Source organism: Maritalea sp. S77, from assembly GCF_049801075.1.
Taxonomy (GTDB): Bacteria; Pseudomonadota; Alphaproteobacteria; order Rhizobiales; family Devosiaceae; genus Maritalea.
Window position 1 is genome coordinate 155,474 of record NZ_JBNAGG010000005.1, and the last position, 15,023, is coordinate 170,496.

Genomic DNA, 15,023 nt, shown 5'->3' on the forward strand with positions numbered 1-15,023 from the left:
GCTCCGTGACCGAGACCGACATCATTGTTGCGCGCCTCATGGCGCTCCATCCTAAAAAAATGGATCTGTCCCTTGGCCGTATCGAACGGCTTTTGGACGCTGCTGGAAACCCGCATGATCGGTTGCCGCCTGTCATTCACGTGGCTGGCACAAATGGCAAGGGCTCTGTCATTTCTTTTATGCGGTCCATTTTGGAAGCGATGGGCAAACGTGTGCATGTTTACACTTCGCCACATCTCTCGCGCTTTCACGAACGTTTTCGGCTGGCAGGCGAATTGGTTAGTTCCGAACGGCTGAACGAGACAATGGAACGCCTTGAGCGTTTGAATGATGGCAAACCTATTACATTTTTTGAGCTGACGACCGTTGTGGCCTTCGACTTGTTCGCTCAAGTTGAAGCAGATGTGGTGTTGTTGGAAACTGGCCTCGGTGGCCGCCTAGACAGCACCAATGTTGTCAAACAGCCTTTCGGCACAGTGATCACGCCAATCTCAATCGATCATGTTCAGTTTTTGGGCGACACAATCGATAAAATCGCATTTGAAAAAGCGGGCATCATGAAGCCCGGCGCCAAAGCTGTGTTTGCAAGGCAAATGCATGATGCTTTGGGCGTGTTGGAACAGCGGGCCATGGAATTGGGCATCACCCCATTCATTGGCGGTCAAGACTTTGACGGCTATGGCGAGAATGGCCGTTTTGTTTATCAAGATACTGAAGGGCTTGAGGACTTACCTGTGCCTGCCCTGCGTGGCCACCATCAGTTGAGTAATGCGTCAACTGCCATTGCTGCCTTGCGGCATTTTGGGTTGAACCCTAGTTCTGAAGCGCTGGCGGATGGAATGCGCAATGTGGTTTGGCCTGCGCGCTTTTCGCCACTCAAAGGCGCTCTTAATCAATATCTTTCGCATGAAAGCGAATTGTGGCTTGATGGCGGACACAATGCCGATGGCGCGCAAGTTTTGGCGCAGGGTTTGGCAGACCTAAACGAGAAGAGTTCTCGTCCGCTAACCCTTGTGCTTGGCATGTTGGCCAATAAGGATATTAAGGGCTATTTGTCGGCATTTGACGGGTTGGCACATCGCATTATCACCGTGCCAGTGCCGGATGATGATTTGGCAACCAATGCTGGTTCCAGCCCGGAAGGCTTGGCGCAAACCGCTGGAGAATTGGGTTTTCGGGCTCAGCCTGCCCATTCAATTGTTGAAGCTTTGAAACTGGTCGAACGCGATGGTCCACAGCGCGTGGTGATTTGCGGTTCGCTCTATCTTGCTGGGCATGTGTTGCTGGAAAATGAAACGCCGCCCCAATAGGAGCGGCGTTAAAAACAATTACTTGCGGTTTCCGGTTAGGCTGCAACGCCTTCCAGCCATTTGGTTAGCCCGACCCTAGAAAGGGTGGCACCAACTTTCATGTCGACCACTTCACCTTTATCAAAGATCAAATATGTCGGCATGTTGCGCACGCCAAACTGACTTGCGGTTGATGGATTGTCTGCCGCATTCAGTTTTACCAACTTAACACGCCCATCAAATTCATCAGCCGCCTGCTCCAATAGCGGGTCCATCGCTTTGCACGGCGCACACCATTCGGCCCAAAAATCGACCAAAACGGGCACATCGCTTTCCAGTACTTCTGCTGCAAAATTGCTGTCGTCAACCGCGTTCAGCATGACAGCTCCTTACGCCGCGTGGCCTTCAAGCCATTTCACCAAACCTGCCTTTGGCTCGCCAGCGCCGATTTTCATGTCAGCCGCTGCACCATCTTTAAACAGAATCATGGTTGGAATGGAGCGGATGCCATATTGGGCAGCGATGTTTGGATTTTCATCCACATTCACTTTCACAATTTTCACTTTGCCGTCCATTTCAGTCGAAATTTCTTCCAACACAGGTGCAATCGCCTTACATGGGCCACACCATTCGGCCCAAAAGTCAACCAATACAGGCACTTGAGCGTTGAGCACTTCGTCAGAGAATTGAGATTCGGATACTTGGGTGGTCATAACCAGTTCCCCTTTTCATTTGTGTTGGCTTGAATGTAAGAAGAGTCGGATAAAGATTCAAGCAGATCACGGCGGGGTGATGAAAAATCAGTCACCACAGAAATTCTTTTCTCAAACATACATTAAACGCGCATTTTGCGTCCACAAAATGGCGGTTTTTAAGGTGTGTTCTGGATAGGTTTTAGCCAACACTTGTGCATATTGCGCCAATTGGTGGCGATATTTCGGACTTATCTGTTCTGCCGTTTCCGGTACATTTTGATCCGATTTAAAATCCACGATCAGCACTTCTTTTTCAGAAATTACCAATCTATCGATGCGGCCCGTAATGCGTGCAGGCGCGCCATCCAGCTCGATATTTGCGGCAAGAGCTACTTCGGCACGACTTTGTGCGGAGAACAAGAATGAAAGCTCATCGTTCTTTAGAATGGTCATCGCCTTATCCAGAATTTCACCATGCAACTCAGGTGCTTCGGGCAAGATTAAGGGCAAGGCAATGTTGGCCTGCGCCTCCCGCTGGCTTTCGGCACATTCAGGCAGATATTGCAGCAAAGCATGAAGCGCGTTACCGCGGGCCATTGCCAATTTCGGTGGCAAGCCTGTCGCAACTTCGTCGGCGGACGTCAAACTGGTCGGCAATGTTTCATCGCCCTTGGAAGGCTCAACAATAACGCGCTTTTCTGGCGCTTCCACTGGCTGCACCATATAGCTGGGCAAGTCCGCACGTTCATGGCTCAGCGTGATCGGCTTGGCTGGCTGATAAATCTGCGCTCCGCTTGGATATATCGTGCCCTCCTCTCGCTCATCTGCCACTGGCTGAAGCGCGCCCATTGCCATGTCAAACCAGCTAGCCGGGCCAGACTTTGATGGTTTTTTCTCTACACCGGTGAGGTAAAGCTCGTCTTCCGCGCGGGTCAGCGCCACATAGAGCTTGCGACGATATTCATCAAACTCTTTTTCCGCGCGCTTATCCTTTAATGCACTCGCTGCTTCGGGCAAATTGTTGGCCCCGCCAATATTCCAAGCGAGAAAGCTTTTGTGGGGCAATTCGGCTGGCACATCGAGAAAAACCGAGGACGTGTAATTTCGGCTATCGGGCGCTTGGGTTGCGTCCAAACAGATGACAATTGGGGCTTCTAAACCTTTTGCGCCATGCACGGTCATTACCCGAATATTGTCTTTCACATCACTTAGCTCGCGCTTCACTTCGGCGGGGGACGCGCGCATTTTTGTAAGGAAGCCAATGAGACTTGATTGATCCTGGCGCTCATGGGCCAATGCCATGGTCATAAATTCGCCAATCACATCATCAATTTCTGGTCCCAATCGTGTGTGGAATTTTTGCAACCCTTTGTGGGTGTACAGAATGAACGCGAAAAACTCGTAGGGTCGATCTACATCCAAGTGTGTGCGCCACTCGCGCAGCAAGGCATAGGGCTTTTCAGCCCATGGATGCGTTTTGGCGAATTGGCGTAGATGGGCCCAAAGAGGCCCTTTTGAACGATTATGGCACAGTTCAAACAATTGCTCTTCGCTAATGTTGAACAGAGGCGATCTCAGCAACGTTGCCAAGCCCAGATCGTCGGCGGGGTTGACCATCACGTCGCCCAGAACCAGCAAATCTTTGACAGCAATGTGGTCGTTCACAACCAGCTTGTCTTCACCCAAATTGGGGAGATTACGCTGCTTAAGCGCCTTGATCATTTCTTTGAACAAGCGCCCACGCGTTTGCACCAAAATCATAATATCATCGGGCCGTACGGCGCGATCGTGCCCCGATAGTGTGCGCCCTTTTCGCAACCAGTTTTCGATGGTGCGAGCCACTCGTTGGGCTAGCTTGGCTTCCGGGCGCTGCTCATGTTGCGCCGCTTCAATGGGATATTGGTCACCTGGCTCCGGCTTTTCGGCCAAAGGTTCTTTTGGCCATAGGGCTACAAAGCCAGCATTTGTGGTCCGCGCGGCTTTGTGCGCTGGCGCTGCGGCGACACCGGAAAGGCCTTTATGGTTTTCTTGCGCTTCAAACACCAAGTCCACGGCACTCAAAATGGGATTTTGGGTCCGGAAAGAAGTTTGCAGCGGCACGTCATGCCATGTCTGCTCAGCTTCCCGCGCACGACGGGCAAAGCGGCGGCCCATCTCGCCGAATAGGCGCGGCTCCGCGCCCTGAAAACTATAAATGGATTGCTTTTCATCCCCTACAGCGAAGAGCGTGCGTTTCTTTAGCACAGCCCCCTCACCCGCGAAGAACTCTCTGGCGATGGCCTCGATAATGTCCCATTGCTCGGGGTTCGTATCTTGGCTTTCATCCACCAAAATGTGCGTAATGCCCGCATCGAGCTTGTAAGCGACCCATGGCCCATAGGCTTCGTTTGCAAAAAGCCGTTTTAGCGCCAAAATCAAATCGTCAAAGTCCAAATGCGCTTTGGCCTTTTTGCTCGCTTCATAAGCCCCCACAACAGCCTCAGCCAGTGCCAATAGCAGCTTAGAATTGTCCAAAAAACGCGCCAATTTGAGCTGCTCAAACAGATCAGCAAGCCGTTCGCCTTCCGCTTCCAGCTGCCCAGCAAGTGCTTCATCTTTTTTGGCAATGCCGGCAGCGCCTTTTTTCGGCGTCCCCTTTTGGGTTAGCAATGCGGTGAAGGCCTGCTCCATCCGCTTTTCATTTGGGTCGGCTGCCAGCAATCCATCTGCAATTGTTTTGGCCACACCCAAATGATGCAAATGCTGGCCAACGCCATGATATTCAGATTGGGGCAAAATGGCTTCGTTGAGCACATGGTCTTCAATTTGTGCTGCGCTCAAATCAGCGGGCACCTTGAGGAACTCGGCCAAATTTTCAATGGCTCGATCTTTGTGGGCCAATAGCGTTTTGAGCTTGGCCCCTTCTGCCAGCAATTTATCCAGCGCATCTTCAATTTGTGCGTCGCTTGCGCGCTCAAACAACGCGTCTAGCAAATGTGCGATCTGATCTGCCCGATAGCGGCCAGCAAGCACGCGCTCCCGCGCGTCCTGCATCATTTGCGCCCGGTCGGCATCTTCAATCACTTCAAAGTCGAACGGCACGCCCGCCTCAAGCGGGAACCGATGCAACACAGATTCTGCGAACGCGTGGATGGTATTGATTTTCAATCCGCCTGGCGTTTCCAATGCAAATGCAAAAAGTTGCTTGGCCCGTTGCAAAGTTGAGGCGCTTGGGTGGGTGTCCGTCAGCTCAATCAACTCGTTGATCAATGCGTCTTCACCCATCAAAGCCCAATCGCCGAGTTTGTCTGTGACACGGGCGCGCATTTCAGCTGCGGCGGCTTTGGTATAGGTCAGACACAAGATCTCATCAGGCGCGACGCCATCGAGCAATATGCGCAGCACCCTGCGCGACAATACAAAGGTTTTGCCTGAGCCTGCATTGGCGGCGACCCATGCATGGGCTTCAGGATTGGCGGCACGCTTTTGCGCGGAGACGGTTTCAGGGGCAATATGCAAATCTTGGCGCATTATTCATCCTCCCCTTCCGGTGCCCATTCTTTAGCGCGGGCAAGATGATCATAATCGCCCTCAAACCGTTGCTCTGGCTTTGGGTTCAATTGCGAGACCATGGCAATATCGTCACGCAACAACATCAGCTCTGCAAAGCGGGAAAAGCGTTCCCAATATTGATCCACCCAATCCTCAGCGGTTTGATTTGAGGGGAAATTGGTCACGTTCAAGGTGTCAGGCCCATGCGCCAATTTTACGTAGCGAAAAGCTGCACTGTCGCCGCGCGACAACCCATCAAAGCCGCCCTGACGTGCGATCAACCCGGCCATTGGCAATTGTGGTGCCATAAAGGCTTCCATGTCCTTTTTGCTGGGCACGCCACCGGTTTTAAAATCTACGATCTCAAATTCGCCCTGTTGGGTTTGATCAACCCGGTCCGCACGACCGTGCAAGGTGAACATTTCACCGGCAATTTCAAGCTGAGTTTCACCGCGAATTTCCGCATGACGCAATGCCAGATGCATATTCTGCGTGATCTCATGATTTAGGAACGCGCGGGCGATTGCGTCAAACCGCTTGAGCCATATATCGCGACGATCTGCAACATCTGCCAACCGCTCATAGGCAGCGCGGGCCATGTCCATCATGATCTCGTGTGCGTTCGGCGCAGCGCAATCATGCCCGTGCGCGATAAAGTCGCCTAGTACATCATGAATGAGGTTGCCCCGCTCCGCAAAGTCAGGCGGCGCACCTAACGGGTCAAGTGGCTTTAGGCCCAAAATATGTTTTGCATAAACCGCATAGGGATCGCGCAGCAATGTTTCGATTTCTGTGATCGACAAGCGGCGTGGCCGCAAGCTTGCAGGCGGTTGAGGCGTTGGACGCACTGCAGGTTGTACAGACGGAACCGCATCGATTTGTGTGGTCCACGCTTTTAAATGCGCCACGCGGGCACAAAGTTCTTTCTCGCAATCCCCGCCAACAAAAGCCAAAAGACGTTTGAGAAAACGCGACTGATCCGCCGGCGAGGTGCCGCGCCGTTCGGCATAGCTGAGGATAACTTTTGATGCACTGAGGGCCATCAAGAAGTCGTGGGCCGCCAAACCGACTTTGCGCTCTGGCGGTTCCAGCCCGATGGCCATTTTCATGCCGCGCGACATCCATGGGCCGGGGTCGGCATCTTCAGGCCACACACCCTCATTCAGCCCTGCCAATATCATAACATCAGCGCTTTGCAATCGCGCCTCAATGCGCCCCCACAATTGCACATCATGGCGAGCCCGTTCCAGTGGCCGAACTGACACCGGGCTCATCAATAGAGAAATGGCGGCCACAAATTGCCCCGCCGCAATTTTGCTCAGTTCCACTTCGCCAGCGGCCAGCTCAACCAGCCAGTCACCCAACTGGTCATAGCCATGCGGCGTGTGCAGCTTTTCCTGATCATCTTTAATGATGTTCAAGATCACATCTGGCAGTGATTTGGCCACTGTCATAAGGCTAGGCTCGCCAGTGTCGAACGCGCTGATGATGGGGGCCAGTACGCGCTCCATATCATCAAGCAGCTCTGTTAGCGCCTCTGCTTCGTCATCGCCCAATGGTCGTTGCCTTGGTGCAGGGTCGGTATGTGCTTTTTCCACCGCGCGTTTTAGGCCTGCCAAACCGGGCTTGCCACGTAGGCCGCGCAAAATTGACAGGTCGACAACTTCGCGCAGTGCCGACAGTTTGCCACGATCTCGACCAAAACAAACGGATGAGTGGGTGAGGAACCCAACCAGATCAATGGCGGTGAATTGGGACTGCACCATTTGCAGCATCAATCGCACCAAGCGCCCGGCAGGGCTCTGGTTAAGCGGTACGCCTGCACTATCATCCACCGAGATATTGAAACGGTGCAGCTCTGCTATAATTTGGCGGGCCTGATCCCGATCTGGTGCCACGATGCCAACGGACTTGTTCGCTGCTAAAGCCTCCCGTGTTGCCAACGCGATGGCACGACTTTCAAGCGCTTCATTTGGCATCGACAGCAAAGAAAGCTGGCCGGTTGCAGCCATCATCTGATCGCCAATCTTTTCGCGCTCGGTGTGCCAATGTGCCGTGTTTTCCGCCGTTGCCAGCGCTTGATGCAGCACATGCGCGCGCGTGTGATCTTTATCGGACAGTTCCACCACATCCTGTGGACCGCTGTTTAGCCGCCGTAAAAACTGCGCCATGCCATATTGCGGATGGGCATGAGCTTTGTTTTGTGGAGTTAGCAGGAAACTGAAGTCATCCACAGACATTGACGTATCGAAGCCGGGCAAAATTAACGCGCCATTGGGCAGCTTGCTGATCTCGGCCAAAAATCGCGCATTGGCGGGCACCGAACCAGTAGACCCCGCAGCGAACACTGGCCTTTGGCCATATCGCAGGTGCAGGGATTGCTGTGCCAGCGCAAATTTTTCGCTCCGCAAGGTCGCCACTTCTTGCAGTCCCAGGCTTTCGAGGAATAGCGGCCAGTTTTCCGTGACGATCCGGACAAATTGCAAACTTTGCTGCCAGTTTTCTGCCAGTTCATCCGGCACCAGATTGCTTAGGGCACTATAATCAATCTCTTCCGTCAAAAAATCGTCGAGCAATTGCCCTAGTGATTGGGCCATGGCCAAAATCTCAGCCGCACTTGGCGGAGATGCAAAACCGACCTGTTGCGCTTTTTCCGCCTGATGGGCCCAACCCTCAATCAAACGCGCCAAAAACAAAGTGCGCGCGGTTTTGGATGCAGGATTGGTGGCAGTGAGATCCGGCTCTGCGAAGAAGGCGTTCTCAACTTCATCGCTTTCCCCCATCGTATAGATGTTGGGCAAGAGCGTGGCATCATCCAACCGCTCAAGAAATATATCAATGAGCGCCAACCGCGCTCGCTTTGTTGGCAAATAGATTGTGATGTCGGACAGCCAAAAAGGCCCCTCGCGCGGCCATTCGGGCGCAAGTGTGCCGTCCAATATGCGTGTGGCCAGCACCTTCAGAAAAGGCGCGTCTGGCGCGATGGAAAAGAGCGAGCGCCGCATTATGTCCCTTAGATCAGTTTGATGCCGCTATCTGATCGGGATTCGAGCTGTTGAGCAAGAACTTCCAGACGTTCTGGTGCGCCAGAAACATGCAATGTGCGGCCTTCAAGCATTTCAGAAATCACATGAAGCGATAGTGTGAAGGTTGCTTGGTCGGCCAATTCCGCAATCCGCTCTGGCCATTCAACCAACAAGATCGCTTCCGGATCATCAAACAGGCCCAGCTCATCCGCTTCGCTGGCATCGCTTAGGCGATAAAGATCTGAGTGCAAATAGGTTTGCTCTTGAAGCTTATAGCTTTGCACCAGTGAAAAGGTCGGGCTCGGCACTTCCAGGTCCGGGTCATTGGCGGCGTCGCGCAGCAAGGCGCGCGCCAGAAAGCTTTTGCCAGCGCCGAGGTCGCCCGTCAGCGCCACGATGTCACCCGGCTTCAGCAAGCTGCGCAACAGCGCGGCAAACTCAAGCGTTGCGCTTTCGCTCACTAAAATGATGGAAAGTTGTTGGTTCTGCGTCATTATTCAGCGGCGCCTTTTGCCACCTGTTCGGCTGGCAAGTTGACGGTTACCTTCGTGCCGCGCGGCTGCAACCGCTCAATGGCAACCGTTCCGCCATGCATATGGACAAAGGTTTTTACGATGGAGAGCCCCAAGCCAGCGCCACGTTGGCGCCCTTCAACTGCTTTTCCTTCAAAGCGATCAAAGACGGACGCGATTATGTCATCCGGAATGCCCACGCCTTCATCTTCAACCACAAATAAGATACGCCCGCCGCGTTCAAAGACATCAAGGCGCACGCGTGCACCAGGATCGGAATAGCGAACCGCATTAGACAAAAGATTGTATAACACCTGAACGATGCGGGTGCCGTCAGCCACAAATGTGGGTAGATTATCATCAATTGAAATATCGAGATTAATCGGCACTTCATCGCTACCCACCTGCAAGGCAGCCAGCACGCCTTTGCGCGCCTTTTCAACCAATGCATGAACGTCCAGCACGTCGGTTTGTAGCTCAGCAATGCCCGCATCAATGGTGGTTAGGTCGAGAATATTGTCAATCAATAAGCCCAAAGAGCTCGAGGAGGCTCGGATAAAGTCCGTATAGTCCTTTTGCTTTTCTGTGAGCGGCCCTGCAGCTTCACTGGCCAATAGGTCCGCAAAGCCAATAATATTGGTCAGCGGCGACCGGAACTCGTAGGAGATGTTTTGCACGAAAGCATCTTTGAGTTTGTCGGCTGTTTCCAACGCTTCGTTGCGCTCTTTCAAGACTTTTTCAAACGATGCGCCTTCGGTCACGTCAACAAAGGTGACCAAGGTTTGGCTATCCGGCAAGCGCACAATCGCATAATCGATCAAGCGATGATCCGACCGGACAATGCGTCCCTTCTTGTCGTGGCGCTCTGCGTCAAAGTCGAGGATTTCTTCTTTGAGGTCCGACCAAATGCGCTCGCCATCTTCAGGTAAGGTTTCCGCGCTGATCGAGGCGATATCGGCAATGTGGGTTTGCTTGTCCAGCTTGTTCATGGGCAGCTTCCAAATGCGGGAAAGCTGTGCATTGTGCAATTTCAAGCGGCCATCGGTGCCAAACACGGCCACGGCTTCGGACAAGGCGTTCAATGTTTCATCTTGCACGTGGATCAGCGCATTATAGCGGCTTTCCAAGGCAAGCTGTTCGGTCACATTGTGGTAGATGTAAATTACGCCACGCTCATGCGGTGCAGGAGAGGCAATCACGTTCAGCGCTTGCCCGCTGGGCAAATGCCACATGGTTTCGCGCGTTTTTTTCAACCCATAGGCTTCAAGATGTTGCGCGCGCCACTTCTTATAATCTGGCTCCATTGGCAATTTGCCCTGGGTGCGCAGTCGGTCGAGGAGAGCTTTTTCGCTTGGCTGTGTTTCCAGCCAGGCCACATCCATTTCCCAAAATTCAGAGAATGCTTTGTTAAAATGGGTCAGTTGGCCTGCACCATCAAACACGGCAACCGGCGTGCGCAATTCATTGATCGCAGCGGTTAGGAAACTCGCTTTAGGGTCGTTCTTTTCTTCGTTTGATGCAAAGCCTTGCACAGCATAGCCGGCGGTACCATCGGCCAGTTTGAACATGGTAACATCGAGAACGCCGAAATCATCATGATCTTCCGTAACGGACAATGGCCCGCCGTCCAAAGGATCGAGGCGGCGGTGGCGTGCGAGGGTTTCTTCGCCAAACAATTCAGGTATGGGCTGGTCTGGCTCAAGCCCGGCGCCGCCCAATGCCAATTTCAAATAGGCTTCGTTGACCTTCACCAATTGGCCTTGATAATTGCGCACCCAGGCTGGGTGATTGAACTTATCAATCAGCGCAGCATAGGTTTCAATTGTCGGCACATTATTGCGCGTTTCAGCCAATACATATGGCTCGTCCACTTCCGCCTCACGCGGCGAAATGCGTATCAACGGCTTGCCCGCAACCACGCGACCTGAGATGCGGTAATCGCGATCGCCAAGGCCGGGCGCGCGATATTCAAACTCGCGCCCTTGCGCTTGCAACTCATCCAGCTTGAACGATACTTCGATGGCGGCCTTAGGGTTCAGCCATGTTTTAAATTCGAGAATGTCGCCGATTGAACTGCATGTTGGGATGGTAGACTGAATTGGCCCGATTGAATCGGCCTGCTCTTTGCCGCCACGCCAAATCAATGTGACTTCGCGCATGCCGTGCAAGATGGCGCCTTTTTCATCTAGCGCCGCGCTCATTTCGGCCAGCTGACGCTGCGTTTTCACGCGCAAAAGCTGCACTTTCCGATGTTGGCGCAATGCCATGTAAGTCGCTGCACCGCCACATAAAAGCGCCCCGAGCGCAATCGCCAAGGGGGTTGTTGATACAAGCTGTGTGGTGGAGATGCCCGTTTGGGCTAGGGCTGGATTTGCGGCCAGCATGGCAAGAGATGCGCAACTGAGTTTTGCGACTCCTTTTTTAATCCGGAATGTGACCGGCCCCATTTTTAGCCCCTTAAAAATTATCAAATCGCCGCCCGCTCAGCGAATCACTTCACCATACCGCTTCGGCGAATCACGCAACAAGAGTCAAAATGCGTTTTGGGCAAAAAAAGGGGCGTTTTACACTCCCCTTTGGATAAATATCTGCAAATGAATCTTAATAGCGATATTGCTCTGATTTGAACGGTCCGTTTTGCTCAACGCCGATATAATCAGCTTGCTCTTTGGACAGCTTGGTAAGTTTTGCACCTAGTTTATCCAAATGCAGCGCCGCTACTTTTTCGTCCAAATGCTTGGGTAGCACATAGACTTTGTTTTCGTATTTGTCGCCATGGGCAAACAATTCGATTTGCGCCAATGTCTGGTTGGCGAAAGATGCGCTCATCACAAAGCTTGGGTGGCCTGTGGCGTTGCCCAAATTCACCAAACGACCTTGCGACAAAAGGATCATGCGGTTGCCTTGTGGGAATTCGATCATGTCCACTTGTGGCTTCACATTGGTCCATTTTTGGTTGCGTAGGGCTGAAACCTGAATCTCATTGTCGAAGTGACCAATATTGGCGACAATCGCCATATCTTTCAGGCGACGCATGTGATCGAGAGTCAAAATGTCTTTGTTGCCTGTGGCAGTAACCACAATGTCAGCCCGCTCAATATCGTCTTCAAGCGTCACAACTTCATAGCCATCCATTGCGGCCTGCAATGCACAGATTGGGTCAACCTCGGTCACCATCACGCGCGCACCTGCGCCACGCAAAGACGCGGCTGAGCCTTTGCCCACATCGCCATAGCCACAAACGATGGCTACTTTACCGGCCATCATCACGTCTGTGCCGCGGCGGATCGCATCAACCAAGCTTTCGCGACAACCATATTTGTTATCGAACTTGGATTTGGTGACGCTGTCGTTCACATTGATTGCGGGGAACGGCAATTCGCCTTTTTCCTGCAACTGATACAGGCGGATCACACCGGTGGTTGTTTCTTCCGACACGCCTTTGATGCTTTCACGTACGCGCGAATAAAAGTTCGGGTCTTTGGCCAAGCGCTTTTTGATTGTCGCTACGAAAACTTCTTCTTCTTCGTTTGACGGGTTGTCCAAAACGCCGGGGTCTGTTTCGGCTTTGGCGCCATTGAGGATCAACATGGTCGCGTCGCCACCATCGTCCAAAATCATATTGGCCAACTCGCCATTATCGAATTCAAACAAGCGGTCCGCAAAGTCCCAATATTCTTCCAATGTTTCGCCTTTATGGGCAAATACGGGGATACCAGCAGCGGCAATTGCTGCGGCGGCATGATCTTGGGTTGAATAAATGTTGCAAGACGCCCAGCGCACCTCTGCGCCTAGGGCCACCAATGTTTCAATCAACACGGCTGTTTGGATGGTCATATGCAAGGAGCCGGCAATCCGCGCGCCTTTCAATGGCTGTGAGGCGGCAAACTCTTTGCGGATAGCCATCAGGCCTGGCATTTCCACTTCGGCCATTTCAATTTCTTTGCGGCCATAGTCGGCCAAGCTGAGGTCTTTTACAGCATATTCTTGGGTCAACGCGCTCATTCACGGGTCTCCTTAAAATCAGTTTGCCCGAGTTATAGCGGGCAAAGGTTGACCATTCAATAAAGATATAAAGATTTATTTATATGCCTAATCGCTAAACCGGATACGGCGGCGATATTTAAAGGGCAATCGAGCGATCGCCCAAGCTATTGCTGCGGTGATCCAAGCGGCAGCGCCGCCCAAAAAGGCGAACAGGCCCCCTTCAGGATTTAAAGGTACCGAAAGATCATATTGCGCCCAGGTTGCATTGGCCAATTCAGGGTCAAAATATTGCACAAAGCCCATAGCCTGCTCAGCAACATTGGAATTTTGCAACGCCACTTGATGGGCATTGAGTTTATCAAAGCGGATAAACACTTCACGCATGGATGTGCCCTGCTTGACCAAAAATTCATCCTCGGCTTGTGCATAGGTGTTGAGCGCTTGTTCGCGAGACAGGTCTTGCTCGGCTGCGTCGCGGTCAAATCGATTGATGATGGTGCGCAACTCTTCAATTGCGCCATCTAGTCGCTGCTCATATTGACTGGTGAAACCGGGAAACTGTGCCCCTGCAACGCCGCCAACGACGAATACGATTATGAAAACCAAGCCGCGCATGATCACCCCGCAATTGCGATAATGAAACCTATATTGGCATGGTGCGTGAAGAATTCAAACAAATGATCGAATTCAGGACACATCCTCTTCATTGGCTTCTGTGTCTTCGTCGAAGCCATTTTCCACCAATTGCACCAACGCATCCAGCGCTTCGCGCGCCTGCGGACCTTTTGTTTTCACCAAAATTGTTGAGCCGGGCCCGGCCGCCAATAGCATCAGGCCCATAATGGAAGAGCCTCCCACCGTTTGCCCATCGCGGGTGACACTTATGTCCGCATCAAAGCACTCAGATGTTCGGGCAAAACGCGCAGACGCGCGGGCATGAAGCCCGCGACGATTGCAGATGCGCAAAAGTTGACCGAATGACTTTTCTGGGTGCGAAGAATTGGGCATGGGGATAAATTATACGCCCCCAAGCACATCATTGGCCACATTGATATATTTGCGACCCGCTTCCTGCGCTTCGTGCACAGCGGTTTTCATATCCAGCTCTGGGCGTACCCGAGCCAATTTCACCAACATTGGCAGGTTGACCCCCGCAATCACTTCCACTTCACGATTTTCCATCACAGAAATGGCAAGGTTGGATGGCGTTCCACCAAACATATCGGTGAGGATCACCACGCCTTGGCCTGTGTCAACATCATGAACGGCTGTCAAAATGTCCTGACGGCGCACTTCCATATCGTCGTCCGGCCCGATACATACGGCCGCACATTGCTCTTGTGGCCCCACCACATGTTCCAGCGCAGATTTAAATTCATCTGCCAATGCCCCATGGGTCACAAGCACCATACCGATCATATTATTCGCCCCTTGATCACGCCGCAGCGCACTAGTTTGTATGTGTTAAAGTTTAACGGCAATCTGCGATCATACCAAACGCTTTTTGTGCCTTTAAGTCGCAGGCTTGTTGATCTTGCGCAAGGCTTCCAGCACCAAAAGACGTTGATGCACCGAATCGATCAAACGCCGCGATGGCACCGGAACACGGTTCAGCTTGATGCCCAAAAGTTCGGTTTCAAATTCCTCATTTTCCGGCATCCGGTTCATTTCGCCAGAAATATCGACCACAAGCTGAATGGCGTGCCGCTCAATCACGGGGCGATCAACAATGCCAAATCCGCGCAATTCTATTTGCCCTTTAATGTGGTCCGGTGCGCTGGCGATCAGTTCACCATTTTTTGCTTCCACCAAAATTCGGTCATCGGAAATCAATCCCGTCACCTTGCCGCGCATTTCAGCACGGTCCATCAGATCAAACGAAAGAAGCGACTTGCCAGCGCCGCTTTCCCCCCGGATCAGGATGCCGATATTGTCGTAGACAATGCCGGTTGCGAAAATATTTTCAGTTTGGTCCGTCATAAT

The 15,023-nt window shown here is 52.5% G+C and carries 12 protein-coding genes; 1 reads left to right on the plus strand and 11 read right to left on the minus strand.

Going from position 1 to position 15,023, the window contains the following annotated elements:
- Nucleotides 1-5: 5 nt before the first annotated feature.
- The gene (locus ACP15Y_RS15400) at nucleotides 6-1,310 is read left to right on the plus strand and encodes a bifunctional folylpolyglutamate synthase/dihydrofolate synthase (RefSeq protein ID WP_424983998.1); all 1,305 of its coding nucleotides are present in this window, start codon (nucleotides 6-8) and stop codon (nucleotides 1,308-1,310) included.
- Nucleotides 1,311-1,345: 35 nt separating this feature from the next.
- Here the strand turns inward: ACP15Y_RS15400 and trxA (ACP15Y_RS15405) are convergent, their stop codons facing one another.
- The 11 genes from trxA (ACP15Y_RS15405) to ACP15Y_RS15455 form a co-directional block, all read right to left on the minus strand.
- Nucleotides 1,346-1,669 carry a thioredoxin gene (trxA, locus tag ACP15Y_RS15405; protein ID WP_424983999.1) on the minus strand — a complete coding sequence of 108 codons (324 nt, stop codon included), beginning with the start codon at nucleotides 1,667-1,669 and terminating at the stop codon, nucleotides 1,346-1,348.
- A gap of 9 nt (nucleotides 1,670-1,678) precedes the next feature.
- Nucleotides 1,679-2,002 carry a thioredoxin gene (trxA, locus tag ACP15Y_RS15410; RefSeq protein WP_424984000.1) on the minus strand — a complete coding sequence of 108 codons (324 nt, stop codon included), beginning with the start codon at nucleotides 2,000-2,002 and terminating at the stop codon, nucleotides 1,679-1,681.
- Between the two features lie 111 nt (nucleotides 2,003-2,113).
- Nucleotides 2,114-5,494, minus strand: coding sequence for a double-strand break repair helicase AddA (addA, locus tag ACP15Y_RS15415; protein WP_424984001.1), 3,381 nt, complete (start codon nucleotides 5,492-5,494; stop codon nucleotides 2,114-2,116).
- Entirely contained in the window at nucleotides 5,494-8,520 is a 3,027-nt protein-coding gene (addB, locus tag ACP15Y_RS15420; RefSeq protein WP_424984002.1) for a double-strand break repair protein AddB, read from the minus strand. The genes addA and addB overlap by 1 nt, the downstream gene beginning before the upstream one ends.
- Nucleotides 8,521-8,528: 8 nt before the next feature.
- On the minus strand, nucleotides 8,529-9,035 hold the full coding sequence (tsaE, locus tag ACP15Y_RS15425) for a tRNA (adenosine(37)-N6)-threonylcarbamoyltransferase complex ATPase subunit type 1 TsaE (RefSeq protein WP_424984003.1): 507 nt from the start codon (nucleotides 9,033-9,035) through the stop codon (nucleotides 8,529-8,531).
- Nucleotides 9,035-11,500, minus strand: coding sequence for an ATP-binding protein (locus ACP15Y_RS15430; RefSeq protein WP_424984004.1), 2,466 nt, complete (start codon nucleotides 11,498-11,500; stop codon nucleotides 9,035-9,037). Before ACP15Y_RS15430 ends, tsaE begins: the two co-directional genes overlap by 1 nt.
- Nucleotides 11,501-11,654: 154 nt before the next feature.
- Nucleotides 11,655-13,058: an adenosylhomocysteinase gene (ahcY, locus tag ACP15Y_RS15435; RefSeq protein WP_424984005.1), complete on the minus strand. Its 1,404-nt coding sequence runs from the start codon at nucleotides 13,056-13,058 to the stop codon at nucleotides 11,655-11,657.
- Between the two features lie 87 nt (nucleotides 13,059-13,145).
- On the minus strand, nucleotides 13,146-13,655 hold the full coding sequence (locus tag ACP15Y_RS15440) for a DUF2937 family protein (RefSeq protein ID WP_424984007.1): 510 nt from the start codon (nucleotides 13,653-13,655) through the stop codon (nucleotides 13,146-13,148).
- 72 nt (nucleotides 13,656-13,727) lie between these two features.
- A complete protein-coding gene (locus ACP15Y_RS15445; protein ID WP_424984008.1) occupies nucleotides 13,728-14,048 on the minus strand; it encodes an HPr family phosphocarrier protein in 321 nt (106 codons plus the stop codon).
- Between the two features lie 9 nt (nucleotides 14,049-14,057).
- Nucleotides 14,058-14,459: a PTS sugar transporter subunit IIA gene (locus ACP15Y_RS15450; RefSeq protein ID WP_424984009.1), complete on the minus strand. Its 402-nt coding sequence runs from the start codon at nucleotides 14,457-14,459 to the stop codon at nucleotides 14,058-14,060.
- 93 nt (nucleotides 14,460-14,552) lie between these two features.
- Nucleotides 14,553-15,020 carry an HPr kinase/phosphorylase gene (locus tag ACP15Y_RS15455; protein ID WP_424984010.1) on the minus strand — a complete coding sequence of 156 codons (468 nt, stop codon included), beginning with the start codon at nucleotides 15,018-15,020 and terminating at the stop codon, nucleotides 14,553-14,555.
- Nucleotides 15,021-15,023: the final 3 nt, after the last annotated feature.

What these genes read in the sequence shown, in the direction of transcription:
- ACP15Y_RS15455 (WP_424984010.1), bottom strand. Translation starts at nt 15,020, where the DNA reads ATGACGGACCAAACTGAAAATATTTTCGCAACCGGCATTGTCTACGAC.
- ACP15Y_RS15440 (WP_424984007.1), bottom strand. Translation starts at nt 13,655, where the DNA reads ATGCGCGGCTTGGTTTTCATAATCGTATTCGTCGTTGGCGGCGTTGCA.
- tsaE (WP_424984003.1), bottom strand. Translation starts at nt 9,035, where the DNA reads ATGACGCAGAACCAACAACTTTCCATCATTTTAGTGAGCGAAAGCGCA.
- trxA (WP_424983999.1), bottom strand. Translation starts at nt 1,669, where the DNA reads ATGCTGAACGCGGTTGACGACAGCAATTTTGCAGCAGAAGTACTGGAA.
- ahcY (WP_424984005.1), bottom strand. Translation starts at nt 13,058, where the DNA reads ATGAGCGCGTTGACCCAAGAATATGCTGTAAAAGACCTCAGCTTGGCC.
- ACP15Y_RS15430 (WP_424984004.1), bottom strand. Translation starts at nt 11,500, where the DNA reads ATGGGGCCGGTCACATTCCGGATTAAAAAAGGAGTCGCAAAACTCAGT.
- addA (WP_424984001.1), bottom strand. Translation starts at nt 5,494, where the DNA reads ATGCGCCAAGATTTGCATATTGCCCCTGAAACCGTCTCCGCGCAAAAG.
- addB (WP_424984002.1), bottom strand. Translation starts at nt 8,520, where the DNA reads ATGCGGCGCTCGCTCTTTTCCATCGCGCCAGACGCGCCTTTTCTGAAG.
- ACP15Y_RS15450 (WP_424984009.1), bottom strand. Translation starts at nt 14,459, where the DNA reads ATGATCGGTATGGTGCTTGTGACCCATGGGGCATTGGCAGATGAATTT.
- trxA (WP_424984000.1), bottom strand. Translation starts at nt 2,002, where the DNA reads ATGACCACCCAAGTATCCGAATCTCAATTCTCTGACGAAGTGCTCAAC.
- ACP15Y_RS15445 (WP_424984008.1), bottom strand. Translation starts at nt 14,048, where the DNA reads ATGCCCAATTCTTCGCACCCAGAAAAGTCATTCGGTCAACTTTTGCGC.